This window comes from Mycobacterium sp. (assembly GCF_050700595.1).
Classification (GTDB): Bacteria; Actinomycetota; Actinomycetes; order Mycobacteriales; family Mycobacteriaceae; genus Mycobacterium.
The window spans coordinates 1-14566 of the sequence record NZ_JBOHHI010000185.1; the positions used below are offsets into that span (position 1 = coordinate 1).

The window sequence follows — 14566 nt, forward strand, 5'->3', positions numbered from 1 at the left end:
CGTAGTTGTTGGCGTCGCGGATCAGCCCGTCACGCACGCCGTGCAGCATGTTGACGATGTTGCGGAACGCGGTGTTCATCTGGCCCATGGTGTCGTGGGACGTCAGTTGAGCGGTCCCGCTCCACCCAGCGCCGGCGATGTTTTGCGAGGATGCATACATCTTGCGGGCCTCGTCCTCGACCGTTTGGGCATGCACGTCGAAACGGCCTGCCATATCCCGCATCGCGTGCGGGTCAGTCATAAAGCGGGTAGTCATTATGATTGCCTTTCTTTCTCGGAACTTATCGATAGCAACAGGACATGCTGTGGCACACCGGTATTCGTCATAGTTAGCCGGCTGCTGGTGGGCGTGCCATTACGATGGGGCGAAATCCGTACATCGGCTCGTCGGCGAACTCATGATTGGTCAGGCCCGCCATTCCCCCCAACGGCATCCCTGGCATGCCCACCGCCGAATCGGGAGCCACCAGTGGGGTGGCGCCCAGGGCGTTGCTCAGGCCGCTGACGCCGGGCAACTCGGTGGCAATCTTGCTGAATGCCGGGGCGGTCGACGCCCAGCTCTGCGGCACCGACAACACACCCAGCGGTGCCGCCTGCCCCATTCCCGCCGACACCGCCGCGCCCAGGCCCGGCAGACCCGAAAGGCCCGCAGGCCCCAGCGCGGTCGAGCCGAGCCCGGCGGCCAGACCCGACAGATTCGACGTCAGCCCGCCGCTGGCGCCCATGCCGCCGAACAGGTAGCTGAAACACGTGACCGAATCGATCATCGCCGTCGGGTTCATCAGCCCACTGGTGGTGAACGCGTTGCTGAAGTTGGCGACTGTGGCGTTATTGAGAAAGCTCCCCAGCAGCGAGCCGTTGGACCCGTCCAGCGTGTTAAGGATTCCGGCCAGCCCGGTGGTGGAGGTGTCCGACCCGGGCGTCGTGATACCTCCCAGCCCGCCCAAGAACCCCGACGAGTTCGACGAGTCCGCGGATGGAGTGAGCCCTCCCAGCGCCGAGGTCAATCCCGAGGCTGTCGAGGCGTTGGTGCCCGCCGAGCTTCCGGTTGCCTGGGTGACCATGGCGGCTTGGTTGGCCAGCCCGTCGGCACGGGTGGTGGGTGCCGGCGTGGTAAACGGCGTCAGCTGCGAGGCGGTCGCCGAGGAGCCGGCATAGCCGTACATCGCCGCGGCGTCCTGGGCCCACATCTGCCCGTATTGGGCCTCGGTGGCCGCGATCGCCGGGGTGTTCTGGCCCAAAACGTTGGTGGTCACCAGCGAGGCCAACTGCGCGCGGTTGGCCGCGACCACCGGCGGGGGCACCGTCGCAGCAAACGCAGACTCGTAGGCAACCACCGCCGCTTGCGCCTGGGCGGCCGTCTGTTCAGCCTGCGCGGCAATCGTATTCATCCACGCCGCATACGGTGCCGCCGCAGCCGCCATCGATACCGACGCCGGACCCAGCCAACTCCCGCTGGTCAACCCCGAAATCACCGAACCGTACGAGGCTGCCGCCGAACGCATTTCACCGGCCAGCGTGTTCCAGGCAGCACCGGCAGCCAGCATCGGCGCCGCCCCAGGCCCCAAATACATCCGGGCCGAATTAACTTCCGGCGGTAATGCCGCAAAATCCATCATGACAACTTCTCCTGGCTGATCTGTTATCCCGCGGCCGGCGGGCGTGGCATCACTAAGGGGCGGAACCCGTATTTGGGAATCGGGCGACGCAGGCGCCCAGTCATATTCGCCAGCGGCGAAGCAACGCCGCCCGGCCCACCTGCGGGAACTCCCGGAGGGCCGGCGAGCGGGGTGCCGCCCAGCGCCGAGGCGATCGGGCTTGGTGGAGCGATCGGCGTCCAACTTGGCGGCACCGACAACGCCCCCATCTTGCCCGCCTGGCCCAGCCCTGCCGAGACCGCCGGCCCGACGCCACCCAGACCCGGCAAGCCCGCTCCCCCCGGCCCCAGACCGCCTGCCGTCAGAGCCCACAGGCCGCCCAGTCCCGGCATCATCCCGGCGTCCTTGGCGGCGTTCAGAAACTGAAAACCAGCGATGGATTGCAGGATGAATTGCGGGTTGAACGGCCCACCCGCAAGGGCTCCGTTGACGACCGCTGTGCTGAAGAAGTTGCCGTTCAGGAAAGTTCCCAAGGCCGATCCGTCCGACCCGTTCAACAGCGACGCCAGGCTTCCGCCCGATGAAGAAGCAGTGGGTGTGCTGGCGCCTCCCAGCAATGACGACAGCCCCGAAAGCGTCGAGGTGTTGGCGGTGGCCGAAGTGCCGGTGGCTTGGCTGACCGCGGCGCCTTGCCCGGCCAGGCCGGCCGCATTGGTGGTCTGCTGGGGCGCAGCAAACGGCATCAGCTGCGAAGCCGCCGCCGAGGAACCGGCATAGCCGTACATCGCCGCGGCATCCTGGGCCCACATTTCTCCGTATTGGACCTCGGTGGCCGCGATGGCCGGGGTGTTCTGGCCCAAAACATTGGTGGCCACCAGCGATGCCAGTTGAGTGCGGTTGGCTGCGACCACTGGCGGGGGCACCGTCGCAGCAAACGCCGACTCATAAGCAGTCGCCGCCGCCTGGGCCTGGGCGCCGGCCTGCTCAGCCTGGCCGGCGGTGGTGTTGAGCCACCCCACGTGGCGTGCGGCCGCGGTCGCCATCGACGTCGACGCCGGACCCATCCAGCTCCCGCTGGTCAAAGCCGAGATCACCGAAGCGTAAGACTCTGCTGCCGCAAGCATTTCGGCACCCAGTTGGTGCCACGCCGCGGCAGTGGCCAGCATCGGCCCCGATCCGGGCCCCGAGTACATTCGGGTCGAATTAATTTCGGGCGGCAATGCCGCAAAATCCATCACGATGAACTCCCCGAACGCTCACAGGGCAGCGAGCGCGTTGGCTGCCTCGGTAGCCGCATACGACCCGGCACTGGTCTGCAAGATGGTCACAAACATGTCGTGAATCGCGGAGGCTTGAGCGCTCACTGTCTGGTACATCTGCGCGTGTACCGCGAATTGTGCTGCGGTCAGCGCTGATACCTCGTCGGCAGCGGCTGGCATCACCCCGGTCGTCGGAGCTGCCACAGCCGCATTCTGGGCAGCCAACGCCGAGCCGATACCCTGCAAGTTGTTCGCCGCAGCCGCAATCATCTCCGGCTGAACAGTGGTGAAAAGCATGGACTTCTCCTTAAGCAATGCAGACTGAATCCAAGGGCTCTGGCCGTGACAGAGCACGACACGAACACGCGCGCGTCCCAAAACGAGGCGTGCGTGTGTTAATCGAAGCGGCGCAAGCCGATTCAGATGATGGAAACGATGCCGGGGCCGGATCCGAACGAAATGGTCATCGGACTCGGATAGGGACTATCACCAGGACTCATCTCGCTCTCACCTCCTCACGGCCAAGGCACGGGGCGTGCCAGCATGGTGCACAATGGGGTGATGCGACCCGGCCGATGAACCGGGCGCGGCACCCCTTTCGTCAGAGCTTTGGCACTGCAAGGCGTATCCGGTTGTTCCGGAAGCCACTTGGGCTCAACCCTTAAGCCGGGAGGAGCTGTCCTGACCCTGGGCGTCTTTCGACGTTCGGGGTCAGTGGCCTATGTCCCTGCAGACGCCTCACCTAGCGAGGTGCATGCACCGGCAATATTGGCACCAAGGCCCGCGTGAGTCAACCCGACGCATTAACTCATCAAGAATTCCCTGCGTAGCGGCGTGTCGAGACGACTCCCCGCTTACGCGCAGGCTGACAAGACTGATCAGCGCCACGCCGTCTGCGCCCGCCAAAGTACGACCGAACGTCGTTGTGGCGCCGATCTTGTGCTGGGGATGCCGGCCGGCGCCATCCGGCTGCTGAAGGCCCGGGGTGCGGTGGTGCTTCGACTCGATGGTTTTTTTCCGGCCAAATGTTTGACGGGCACCGGGTGTGAGTGTAAGCATGTACGAGCAAGCACCTCGGTAGGTGAGGCGTCTGCAGGGATACAGGCCACTGACCCCAAACGTCGAAAGACGCCCCGGGTCAGGACAGCTCCTCCCGGCTTAAGGGTTGAGCCCAAGTGGCTTCCGGACGAAGGTCCGGATACGCCGTGCAGTGCCAAAGCTCCGAAGAGAGGGGTGCCTCGGGCGTTTCGCTCCTCTGCAGTGCGTGTGACTGTGGTGACACTGCGTGTGTCCCGGCCGCGAGGAGGTGAGGGCGAAATGAGTCCCAGCGGTAGTCCATATCCGTATTCGAAACCCGTTTCGTCTCGAACCGGTCGCGGCATTCCTTCTGCCGCCTAAGGCTTCTCGGACGTAATTTGGGTAATACCCGCGTGCCCGTAGGCATACGGGGTTAACGAAGCATGCCCGCATAGGCCGCGCCAGGCCGGATTGCTCACGGTGACCGGTCGGGTTCCCGACAGGAGACAATCATGGCTTTTGTTGTTGCACAGTCACATCAAGGAGATAGCTAATGGCTCCGCCCAATCCCGAGCGCCAAATCCATCGAGCCTGTGGGGATGTCCGTGCGGCCCTTCTCTCCGCACTGGAACTGATCTCGGGGACAACAGTTCCCCGCCCCGGCCACGATGACGTGTTCCGGGCCTTCAGCGACTTAGGGCTGGCCCAACATCACGTCACGTTAGCCCTGCATGCGACCGACCTGCTCGACCAGATGGTGGGCACCCCTGCCGAGCGTCGTCTGCCCTGGTCGTACTATCGCGACCGGATCCGCAAGAAACTGCGCCCAGGCCAACGAGAACTCGTAGACGATTGTTACACAACACGTTTCGATGGCTCACGTGTCGACAAAAGCTGCATGCGTGTCAGCGCGTAGCCGCGCGACGCGCTAAGCGGCAGGCGCCGAATACGCGGTCCCTGACCGCGCGGCTGGCGCGTGCCAGCGCGTTGCCCCACCGTCAATTTGACCTTCTTCAGCAAGCGAGAGGCCGATGACTTCGATTTCCACCCAGTTGAGCGGCGACATCGACACTCGACCGCCCCGCACCGACACCGTAGCCAATACGCCACCGGTTATCGCCGGCGCGTCCGGCTCGGCGGTGCTGGATTCGGCGCATGTCGGTGACATCGTCGGCGCGTTCGGTCGCATCGCACGCGATGCCACCAGCCCGGGCCGTAGCCGCTGGCAACGGTTGCGGACGCTGCTGGTGATCAGCGGGCCTGGACTGATCGTGATGATCGGTGACAACGATGCCGGTGGTGTGGCGACCTACGCGCAGGTTGGGCAGAACTACGGGATGAGCCTGTTGTGGACGCTGGTGCTGATGATCCCGGTGCTCTACGTGAACCAGGAGATGGTGCTGCGGCTGGGCGCGGTCACCAGGGTGGGTCATGCGCGGCTGATTTTCGAACGGTTCGGTAAGTTCTGGGGTACGTTCAGCGTCGGAGATTTATTGATTCTCAATGCATTAACCATCGTCACTGAATTCATCGGTGTCTCCTTGGCGCTCGGATTCCTGGGCTGCCCAAAAACGATCGCGATCCCGGCTGCTGCGGTGTTGTTGTTCGCGGTGGTGGCCGGTGGCTCGTTCCGCCGCTGGGAGCAGTTGATGTTGGTGCTCATTGCGGCAAACCTGGCGCTCGTCCCGGTGGTGCTGCTGGTGCATCCCACCCTGGGCGAAAGCGCGCGGGGGCTGGTGCCGTCCTTGCCGGGCGAACCGGACTCCATCGTGTTGATGGTGATCATGGCGATTGTCGGCACCACTGTGGCGCCTTGGCAGTTGTTTTTTCAGCAGTCCAACGTCGTCGACAAACGGATCACGCCACGTTGGATTCGCTACGGGCGAGCCGATCTGATCATCGGCATCGTCGGGGTCATGGGCGGAGCGATCGCGCTGATGGCAGCCACCGCGTTCGGGCTGGGCCGCAGCCACGACGGGAGTAGCTTCACCGACGCCGGGGCAATCGCCGCGCAGCTTTCCGGCCATGTCGGGCACACCGTCGGGGTGCTGTTTGCGGTTGTTTTGCTGGACGCGTCGCTGATCGGTGCCAACGTGATCGGGCTATCCACCACCTACGCACTCGGTGATGTCCTGGGCAAGCCCCATTCGTTGCATTGGAAGGTCACCGAGGCCCCACTGTTTTACGGCACCTATGCGGCGCTTTTGGCGGTGTCAGCTACGGTCGCGTTCTGCCCCGATCACATCCTCGGTCTGATCACCCAGGGTGTCCAGGCACTCGCCGGCGTCCTGCTGCCCTCGGCCACCGTGTTCTTGGTCCTGCTGTGTAACGATCACCCGGTGCTGGGTCCGTGGGTAAACAACTTCCGCCAGAACGCCTTGGCCTGGATTATCGTCTGGTCGCTGATCGTGTTGTCACTGATGTTGACGGCTGTGACGTTCTTCCCCAACCTGTCAACCCAGACGCTGAAGGGTGGCCTTGGCGTCGGCGCCGCGATTGGTCTGGTCGGCGCTGCCGTTGTCTTCGCAATCGGCTGGTACACCGATCGACGCGACGCGGAAAACACCGTGCCGTTCGGCGCGTTGGATGTCGACCAGGCGGACGAACTCGACGAGCTGCCGAAGTTGACCCGCGCCGAACGTAAAGCCTTTCGCGACAAGATTCGCGCGACCTGGCACATGCCGGACTTCGCAACCCTGGAGCGGCCCGTCATGTCGCCGGTGCGCTACGCGGGGCTGTTCACGCTGCGCGCGTATCTGGTCCTCGCAGGCGCGCTGGTCGTGGTCAAAGTCGTTCAGGCCGGCATGACCTGAGCCAGGCTTAGTCGGTCTTTTTTTCGGCCACCGCCGCGCTGAGGCCCTCGGCCAGATCCGCGCGGGTCAATTCCTTGAACCGGCGCAGTTGTACTTCACTGAATTCGTCGATGTCGCTGGCCAGCACTGCATCGAGGTCCTCGTCATCGAGACGGAAACTGCGATGATCGCGGGCCTTTTCCACCACGTTGCGCACGAACCCGGCGTTACCCAGTACATCGATATCGCGGATGAGATCCCCGTCCTCCGAGAGGTTCTCCTCGGCATAGAACTTCTCGTACGACGGCAACAACACGTCGACAGCCTCGTCGGTGATGGCGTCTTCGTTCTCCCGGCCCATCAGCTGGGTCAGCGCGATCAACTCCGGCGGCGTATAGCTGTAGAATTCGATCACCGTCGAAAACCGCCGCCGCAGACCCTGATTGACTTCCAGCATGCGCTCCATCGCCCTGGCGTAGCCGGCTCCGAACACCACCAGCTCGTCGCGGTGGTTCTCCATGTAGAGCAGCAACGTGTTGATGATCGCGTTGCCGTAAGCATCGCCCTGCGCGTACCCGCGTTCGAAAAGGCTGTGCATCTCATCGAAGAAGACGGCGCCGCCCAGCGCCTCCTCGAGCATCTCTTCGGTGTTCTTCTCGGCGTCAGCCATGTAGCGTCCCAGCAACTTTGAGCGGCTGGTCTCCACTACCAACGGCTTACGCAGCACGGTCAGCCCGCAGAGCTGCTTGGTGAATGCCCTGGCCACCGTCGTCTTCCCGGTGCCGGGCGGACCCAGCAGCAAGGTGTGCCGCGACGCCACTGGCACCGGCAGGCCCATCTTGGCGCGGGCCAGATTCACCTTGGTGGTCGACTTGATCAGTTTGATTTCGCGTTTGGCCTGCTCCATGCCCAGCATCGCATTGAGCTCGGCATCGCCTTCGGCCAGATACTTTTTGGCCATCTCGGCATGACGGGCGGCCTCGGTCTGTGCACGGGTGGGTGCGCTGTCCGGATCCCACGGATCCGTCCGCGCTTCAATCGTCTCGGGATCGGTCAGCACCAGCCGATAGTTCGGGTTGTCCAATGCTTCGCGAGCCGGAGCGAATTTTGCGTCACGCGAATACACCTGGCGCAGCAATTCGACGGCTTCGTCCTCACGGCCCAAGTGCCGCAAGCACATACCCTTGGTGTACATCGCCACATTGGCCGCACCGGGCACCCGATCACCCTCGATTGCCTCTTGGGCGCGGCGGCACGCCTCCTCGAACACGCCCAGCGAGGCCAACGCCGTGGTTGCCATCGCCGCCCCCGCGGCTCTGAGTTCGGGGTGGCGCCACTGCGTCGCGGGCGGGAACTGAGCGAGCACGTCCGGCCAGCGGCCGGTGCGGAAATGCAGCAAGCCGTGTACGTAGGTAATCAACTCGGTGTCGAACGGATGCCGCGGATCCAGGCCATCCAGCAGCCGCGATGCCTCCTCGTAGCGTTTCGCCTCGATGAGGGCGGCGGCATAAACGGCAGCCAGCGACTCCACGCTCGTGATCGCCAGCCGCAGAAACAGCCCGTCGGAAACCTCGGGGCGAAACTCCAGATCCGTGAGGCCCAGCCGGCGGATCTCCCACCCGAATGTCTTGGCCGCCTCCCACGCGTTGGTGAGCACCTCGATACTCTGATCACCGGCCAGCACCCGCGCCAGCCAGCCGTCGCACATGCCCGGATCGAGCGTGGTAGCCGTGCTGAACATCTGCTGTGCCACCTGCGGGTTGTGACTGGGTTGAAGGCCGTTGACGGCGATGCCGGACGCCAGCAGACCGGCCAGCATTGCGTTACGGGCATCCGTCGCGGCGGTCTGCGGCCGGGTCATAGCGACGTTCCCACCGGAGCCGGCGAGTACGTCGGCGCCGCCGGCTCCGCCTCCGCGAGGCGCACCACAATGTCTTCGTCCTCGCCCAGGCTCCGGCTCGATATCAACAGTGGCCTACCGGCCGCCGGCACCGGCAAGCTGGCGCGCACTGCGGCCAGCTGGCGCCCGGTGAGCCGATTCAGCCCGCCCCACACGGACTTTGGCAGTCGCTCGTCGCTGTGATAGCGGACGATCGCCGACACATCGATGCCGCCGCGCCGGGCGACGAGCCGGATCGTTACCACGTTGATATCGGTATCGGGTAGCACCAGCTCGTCCAGTACGTCTCCGGTGATGTCCGGCGGCGACACCCAGAAGCTCGTCACGTGCCCGTCGGGATGCTTGAGATAGCGCCAGTGGGGCCGAATCTGGTCGGGATCCAGGCCGGCCAACAGCGCGGCATCCATGTCGGTGATCTCGGCGGCGTTCAGCGGGCGGGCCTGACAGTGCCGCCCGTCCAGGTCGTGCACAAGCCGTTCGGTGGCCGCCGCCAACGTCGAGGCCAACGAATCGCGGGCAGCCACTGCCGCGACGTTACGCTGCGGATCCATCCGCAATACCACCCATATGCTGCGGCCGGGTTCCGTTGCCGCCGAGACGATGTCGATGCCGTCGAGGCGGACGTCGAACTGGCGCAGCGCCGCGGCGACCGTCGCGATCGGCAGCACGGGCTCCGCCGCCTCCCTCTGGTGATGCCGGCCCGCCGCCGGGTCCACTGCTCCCGCTACCGCGATCACCGTGACCAGCCGACCGTCGTACTCCCGGATGCCCACCACATCCCGGCCAAAGGGACGTTGATGGTCGATCGGCTGCGAGCATGCGGCAACCAGTGCTCCGGGATCGGCGTACCAATTCCGCACTCGCGCAACCGGTGCCGAGGCCAGCGGAATTCCCCGATAGGAGGCCAGGGCGGCGATCGTTATCACCGTCGCCACACCGACACCCACCCACCACGCGACATGGTTGCGCTGCCAAGCGTCGGGGCAGTGGCTGGCCAGCGCCAGCACCGCGACATCGACCACAAACACCGCGGTGACCCGCAGCCACGACACGACCAGCCCGAGCCGGTGTTGCGCTTTCACGAGCGGTCCGCCTTGCCGCGCATCAGCCGCCCCCCGCCGAATATCACACCGGCGACCAGCAGTGCGAATAACAGCCCTCCGGCCGCAACCCAGACCGGCGTCATATTGCGCGGGGCAGGTGGCGGAGGCAGCTGGAGCGGCGCCGACAACTCCCGCGACGACGATGCCGGACCGTCGGGTACATCCCAGGTGAGCGCCGCCACCGGGTCGATGACGCCGTGGCCGACCTGGTTGTCCACTCCGCGAGCCGGTGACCTGGCTGTCCGGACCAGGCGGTTGATGACCTGGTGCGCCGACAACTGCGGATACTTGGCGCGGACCAGAGCGGCCACCCCGGAGACGATCGCCGTGGAAAAGCTCGTGCCGGTCGGCACCAGCAATGTGTTGTCCGGACCGTCGATGGCGTTGATCAAGCTGTCTTCGCGCGGTGAGAGTCCGACGACGTCGGTGCCCGGCGCGGCGATCGACACCCACGGCCCGGCCACACTTGTTTTGTCCATCGGCGTGCCGCTGGCATCCACCGCGCCGACGGTGAGTACGTAGTCGCTGAACCAGGCCGGAGTCACTACCGTGTTCACACCGTTCCAATCTCGGGGATCGTCGGGCCGCAAAGGATCATAGACCGGGTTCTGCTTGCAGTCGCGCTGGCTGGTATCGCCCGCGGCGACGACGATGACCGCGTTTTTGTCGACGGCGGCGTAATGGACCGCGCCACCCAGGTCAGGCTGGTCGATGATGCTGCGCGCACTCATGCACAGCACCTGGGAGATGTTGATCACGGCGGCACCCATGTCGGCGGCATGCACGATCGCCCGCGCCATCGTCCGGATGCTGTCCATCTTCTGCCGGGTCTGCGGATCCTCGTCGCCGGTGAACGCGTCCTTGAGGGTGAACGCCTGGCTGGACTGGCGGATCGAGATCACCTCGACATCCGGGGCCACCCCACTGAACGCGTCAGCGGGCGGTGCCGGAGATGGTGGGGCGGCGGGCCGGGTGTGGTCGGCAACGATCACGTGACCTCCGCCGGAATAGCTCGGCGCCGTTATGGTGCCAGGGCCACCCTTGTTGGCTGCTCCTGGCGCCTTCGGCTGCGGCAGCCACGGGAACGCGGGCTGGGCCGGAGGCTCTTCTGACGGCGACGGAGGAGGCAACATCACCGTCGTCGGCGCCGGCGGCGACAACGTCACCGTCTGCGGCGGTGGTGCCGGCGGTGGTGGTTCGTTGGTGGGAATCGGTGGAGGTTTACGGGGCTGCAGGGCTGCCGGGCCCTCGCCGGTCGCCGGCGTTGCGGCGATCATCGATGCGACGATCGTGCCGTGGGCGTCGCAGTCGGACAACCCGTCCCCGCCGGCCATCATGTAGTCCCCGCCGCCGACCAGATGCGGCAGTCTCGGGTGTGGAGTCACCCCGGTGTCGATGACGGCCACTTTCACACCGCCGCCGCGGCCGAACCGCCATGCCTCCGGCAAATTCAGCATGTCCATGTATTTGGGCTGCACCCGAAAGTCGGTTCCGGGCAACACCCCGACCTCGGTGCAGTATGAACTTTGTCGCATCGGTTGTTCCGGTCCGGGCGGGCCGTCGTGCGGTGTGGCGGCCGGATCGATCACCGGCCGGTTGATCGCGTATGCCGGCGGCAACCCGGCGAACGCACCGACGCCAACCATGAGGGCGGCGGCAGCGGCTGCAATCGCGCGGTTACCCCGGCCGCTACCGGTATCGAATCGCTGCATAGACATTCATCAACCACAGCGCCAGCGGGAAGATCGGCATCAAGCACAGGTATTCGACCCACTCGACCAATTTGCGGAACAGCGGGCTGTAAATGGTGGTGGGCACCACGGCCGCGGCGGTCAGGCCGGCCGCGGGCAGCAGCACGAGAATCCCTGCGCCCACCGACAGCACCACCGGAGACGACAACACCAGTACATAGCGCGCCACTACGGCCGCGACGGTGATCACCGCCGTCAGCGCCAGCGTGATCGCCTGCCACCGGTCGACGTAGGACCGTCCGCGCAACAGCAGGAACCCGGCCGTGAAAGCGGCCAGCAGCACCGGCAACCAACGCTGCCCGGTGTGTGGATCGCACAATCCGACCGAGCACGCCACCACCAGCACACCCATGCCCACCAGCAGGCCCATCAAAAATGCCCGGGCGCGCTCGGATCTCCCCAGAACGTCCCGCACTGACGCGGGCCCTTCCAGGGTCGGCCGCCCACCGCCGGATACCACCACGGTGGTGGGCAGATCGGGCCGTGTCTCGAACACCCAGCGACTGGTGGCCGACGGGAACACCGGCAGCCGGATGCCCGACAGCCAGCGTGACAGCGACGGCGCGCCGTGATAGCCCAGCACACATGCCAGCAGCACACACGTCATCAACGTCACGGGCCCGGCCCCCAGCACCATGCGTGCCAGGCTCGCCGCGGTCACCGCAACACAGATCGTCACGATCGCGGTGTAGGTTCCCAGCCAGCGACCGGTTAGCCGCATGAGCAGCATCGACGTCACCCCCGCGACCACGAAGCCCAACGCCGCATGCGGCGCCCCGACCGGACCGGGTGGTGTCGCGGCAGCCGCCACAGCCAGTGGCGCCAGCCCGCTCAACAGCATCATGTCGCCGGCGCGGCGGTCGGCCACCGTCTTGGACCGCACCAGCATGAGCGTGGCCACCGTCAGCATCAGCACCGCCACCACTGCCGCGTAGATGGCCGTCAGCCAGGAGTCGTCACGCCAGCGCCACCAGCCCAGCAGAACCGCTGCCAGCACTACTCCGACCGCCACCATGGCGGCACCGACCTGCACCGCAACCGTCGGATCAATCGGGGCGAACCGCTTGGACAAGTTCACCGATACCGCGGTCGAGATGTGTTCGATGACCTGAGAGCGGCGTTCGGTGTCCTCGACGAAGCGCAGCCAGAGGCGATCCCCGTCGTAGATGTCTTGTTCGGTCAGCGACTGCGCGGGCCGCAGCGGAGTGCCGTCGATCAGGCACAACGTCCACCGACCACGCCCCGTCGCGGCCAGCGGCGCGACGTCGAGTTCGCGAAGTCGGGTGTTGACCACCTTTAGCAGCGGGTCGATCATCACCGAAACCGGCGCGTGGGCGTCCAGCAGCACCCCGATCTGCACGTCGGCCGCCATAATGGCCACCACTGCCGCCTGCGGTGCGGAGACCGCCTCAGCGCCCGGTTGCACCGCCTCAGCGACAACGGTCATCGTCTGGCCCCTTTGTCGACGAATTCTGAATCCATCTGCCTCGCCTCGTTATTTCTGATGGTTACGCCGCCCCCAATTTCAGGATCGATTCTAAAGCATTAAGTTATGTGTGCACCACGGCAGAATGGAGTGGTCAGATACATTGATGCACAACGTATTTCGCACCGACGATTGTTAAACTCTGCGATGTGTTTTCCATTCGCCGTAGGGCAACGTCTCTAAAACCGTCTTCACCCCGACTTGGACCAGTTGCGGCGTAGCCGGGCAGATGGCCAGCCACGCTTCGCCCGAGCCGGCTGTGCGCGCCTGCTGGTACATCGCGATGCGCCCGCCCGATCCGTCTTTCAACGACAGCACCGACGCGCTGGGCGCCCTCGCATCGTCGCGGTACTGCCGTGCGTATACCGCTGCCTCCGCCGCCGGATCCGACAGCGCTTGTCCCAGTGCGGCCACGGTGGCCGCACTGATGCCCAATCGGCGCAGGTCCCCACCGGAAAAAACGTTGAACCCCGACTCCTGCCACGCCTTCGTCACTTCCAGCATTTCTTCCAACGGCACGTTCACCGCGTTGATCTGCGCGGGATCAGCGTGGTGAATCGACTCCAGACCGTCGAACACCAGCGCAGCGATCGACGCGGTGTCGGCGATGGCCACATCGTCGACGGTGATTTCGTCACCCACCCGGACTGCCGATACCCAATGCTGGCCGCGCCGGGCCAAGACGACGCGGAATTCGTTGTCGGGGATGTCGCGTGATCCGACCGGCTCCTCCTCTTGTTGTGCACCGCCTTCTGCGCTCCCTTCTTCAGAGCCGTCCTCCTGTTGATTGACGCCATAGAGCAACTTGCCGCGCGACAGCAGCCCAACGACTTCCAGGTCGGGCGCGGCAAGTACCCGCAAACGGGCGGCTACCTGCTCATTGACCACTCCGTCGGCCACGATGCCGTTTTCCCGCATGACCGCCATACCGGGGTGCTCGTTGAGCCAATCGGAGGAATCAGTGGAGACGTATGGCCGGCATCGGAGCTCCGGGGCAATATGGCGGATATCCAGCAGCGCTTGGAGCATCCACAAACCCTCGACATTAACGGTGATGTCGGTCCGGGTGCCCTGTTCCATCGCTACTCCTGTTTTTCGGCAGGTCGAATACCGCAGGACACGGCAGCACACCGACCTCGGGGTGTGCTGCCGCGCCTCGGGTAGTTTGTTAGGCCCAGCTGGAGCCGACGGCGCTGTCGGTGCTGGCCATGTTGTTGCCGGCGGTTTGGACCTTTTGCCCGTGGGCGTTGGCCTGCTCGTAGATCACCTGGAAGTTGCGGCCCAACGCGGTGATGAACTCCTGGCAGGCCACCGAGCCGGCGCCGCCCCAGAAGTCCCCGGCAGCCAGCACATCACGAACGATGGCCTGGTGCTCGGCCTCCAACGAAGCGGCCTGGGCGCGGATCAGCGCGCCGTGGGCGTCGACATCGCCGAACTGGTAGTTAATCGTCATCTGTGGTTCTCCTAACTGGTAAAGCTTACGCAGCTGTGGCGGTTAACGCAGCAGCTCAGCTGCTCAGGATTTGCTGAGAAGCCTGCTCTTGCTGCTCGTAGTTGTTGGCGTCGCGGATCAGCCCGTCACGCACGCCGTGCAGCATGTTGACGATGTTGCGGAACGCGGTGTTCATCTGGCCCATGGTGTCGTGGGACGTCAGTTGAG

12 protein-coding genes, 1 pseudogene and 2 riboswitches are annotated in these 14566 nt (G+C 65.1%); of the genes and pseudogenes, 2 read left to right on the plus strand and 11 right to left on the minus strand.

Going from position 1 to position 14566, the window contains the following annotated elements:
- The 4 genes from ACRDTL_RS17580 to ACRDTL_RS17595 all read right to left on the minus strand — a co-directional run.
- A partial coding sequence (locus tag ACRDTL_RS17580; RefSeq protein WP_431507981.1) for a WXG100 family type VII secretion target occupies nt 1–256 on the minus strand: 256 nt, incomplete at its 3' end.
- A gap of 73 nt (nt 257–329) precedes the next feature.
- Nucleotides 330–1619, minus strand: a complete 1290-nt coding sequence (locus tag ACRDTL_RS17585) for a PPE family protein (RefSeq protein ID WP_431507982.1) — start codon at nt 1617–1619, stop codon at nt 330–332.
- A gap of 23 nt (nt 1620–1642) precedes the next feature.
- Nucleotides 1643–2833: a PPE family protein gene (locus tag ACRDTL_RS17590; RefSeq protein WP_431507992.1), complete on the minus strand. Its 1191-nt coding sequence runs from the start codon at nt 2831–2833 to the stop codon at nt 1643–1645.
- 21 nt (nt 2834–2854) lie between these two features.
- The gene (locus tag ACRDTL_RS17595; protein WP_431507983.1) at nt 2855–3154 is read right to left on the minus strand and encodes a PE family protein; all 300 of its coding nucleotides are present in this window, start codon (nt 3152–3154) and stop codon (nt 2855–2857) included.
- Nucleotides 3155–3443: 289 nt separating this feature from the next.
- Nucleotides 3444–3614: riboswitch (M-box (ykoK) riboswitch) on the minus strand.
- A 309-nt stretch (nt 3615–3923) separates the two neighbouring features.
- Nucleotides 3924–4097, plus strand: a riboswitch (M-box (ykoK) riboswitch).
- Nucleotides 4098–4427: 330 nt separating this feature from the next.
- On the opposite strand from ACRDTL_RS17595, the gene ACRDTL_RS17600 reads away from it, so the two are divergent.
- Nucleotides 4428–4790, plus strand: coding sequence for a hypothetical protein (locus tag ACRDTL_RS17600; RefSeq protein ID WP_431507984.1), 363 nt, complete (start codon nt 4428–4430; stop codon nt 4788–4790).
- Nucleotides 4791–4905: 115 nt separating this feature from the next.
- The gene (locus ACRDTL_RS17605; protein ID WP_431507985.1) at nt 4906–6687 is read left to right on the plus strand and encodes an NRAMP family divalent metal transporter; all 1782 of its coding nucleotides are present in this window, start codon (nt 4906–4908) and stop codon (nt 6685–6687) included.
- A 7-nt stretch (nt 6688–6694) separates the two neighbouring features.
- On the opposite strand, the gene eccA is transcribed toward ACRDTL_RS17605, so the two are convergent.
- The 7 genes and pseudogenes from eccA to ACRDTL_RS17640 form a co-directional block, all read right to left on the minus strand.
- On the minus strand, nt 6695–8527 hold the full coding sequence (eccA, locus tag ACRDTL_RS17610; protein ID WP_431507986.1) for a type VII secretion AAA-ATPase EccA: 1833 nt from the start codon (nt 8525–8527) through the stop codon (nt 6695–6697).
- Complete coding sequence (gene eccE, locus ACRDTL_RS17615; RefSeq protein ID WP_431507987.1) at nt 8524–9648, minus strand: type VII secretion protein EccE; 1125 nt, start codon at nt 9646–9648, stop codon at nt 8524–8526. Before eccE ends, eccA begins: the two co-directional genes overlap by 4 nt.
- Nucleotides 9645–11381, minus strand: a complete 1737-nt coding sequence (gene mycP / locus ACRDTL_RS17620; protein WP_431507988.1) for a type VII secretion-associated serine protease mycosin — start codon at nt 11379–11381, stop codon at nt 9645–9647. The genes eccE and mycP overlap by 4 nt, the downstream gene beginning before the upstream one ends.
- Nucleotides 11359–12867, minus strand: coding sequence for a type VII secretion integral membrane protein EccD (gene eccD, locus ACRDTL_RS17625; RefSeq protein WP_431507989.1), 1509 nt, complete (start codon nt 12865–12867; stop codon nt 11359–11361). Before eccD ends, mycP begins: the two co-directional genes overlap by 23 nt.
- A gap of 174 nt (nt 12868–13041) precedes the next feature.
- The gene (locus ACRDTL_RS17630) at nt 13042–13986 is read right to left on the minus strand and encodes an ESX secretion-associated protein EspG (RefSeq protein ID WP_431507990.1); all 945 of its coding nucleotides are present in this window, start codon (nt 13984–13986) and stop codon (nt 13042–13044) included.
- 88 nt (nt 13987–14074) lie between these two features.
- Entirely contained in the window at nt 14075–14359 is a 285-nt protein-coding gene (locus ACRDTL_RS17635; protein ID WP_431507991.1) for a WXG100 family type VII secretion target, read from the minus strand.
- Between the two features lie 55 nt (nt 14360–14414).
- Nucleotides 14415–14566: pseudogene (locus ACRDTL_RS17640) on the minus strand (WXG100 family type VII secretion target); the annotation flags it as partial.

What these genes read in the sequence shown, in the direction of transcription:
- eccD (WP_431507989.1), bottom strand. Translation starts at nt 12,867, where the DNA reads ATGACCGTTGTCGCTGAGGCGGTGCAACCGGGCGCTGAGGCGGTCTCC.
- mycP (WP_431507988.1), bottom strand. Translation starts at nt 11,381, where the DNA reads ATGCAGCGATTCGATACCGGTAGCGGCCGGGGTAACCGCGCGATTGCA.
- ACRDTL_RS17600 (WP_431507984.1), top strand. Translation starts at nt 4,428, where the DNA reads ATGGCTCCGCCCAATCCCGAGCGCCAAATCCATCGAGCCTGTGGGGAT.
- ACRDTL_RS17630 (WP_431507990.1), bottom strand. Translation starts at nt 13,986, where the DNA reads ATGGAACAGGGCACCCGGACCGACATCACCGTTAATGTCGAGGGTTTG.
- eccA (WP_431507986.1), bottom strand. Translation starts at nt 8,527, where the DNA reads ATGACCCGGCCGCAGACCGCCGCGACGGATGCCCGTAACGCAATGCTG.
- ACRDTL_RS17585 (WP_431507982.1), bottom strand. Translation starts at nt 1,619, where the DNA reads ATGATGGATTTTGCGGCATTACCGCCGGAAGTTAATTCGGCCCGGATG.
- ACRDTL_RS17595 (WP_431507983.1), bottom strand. Translation starts at nt 3,154, where the DNA reads ATGCTTTTCACCACTGTTCAGCCGGAGATGATTGCGGCTGCGGCGAAC.
- ACRDTL_RS17635 (WP_431507991.1), bottom strand. Translation starts at nt 14,359, where the DNA reads ATGACGATTAACTACCAGTTCGGCGATGTCGACGCCCACGGCGCGCTG.
- ACRDTL_RS17590 (WP_431507992.1), bottom strand. Translation starts at nt 2,833, where the DNA reads ATGGATTTTGCGGCATTGCCGCCCGAAATTAATTCGACCCGAATGTAC.
- ACRDTL_RS17605 (WP_431507985.1), top strand. Translation starts at nt 4,906, where the DNA reads ATGACTTCGATTTCCACCCAGTTGAGCGGCGACATCGACACTCGACCG.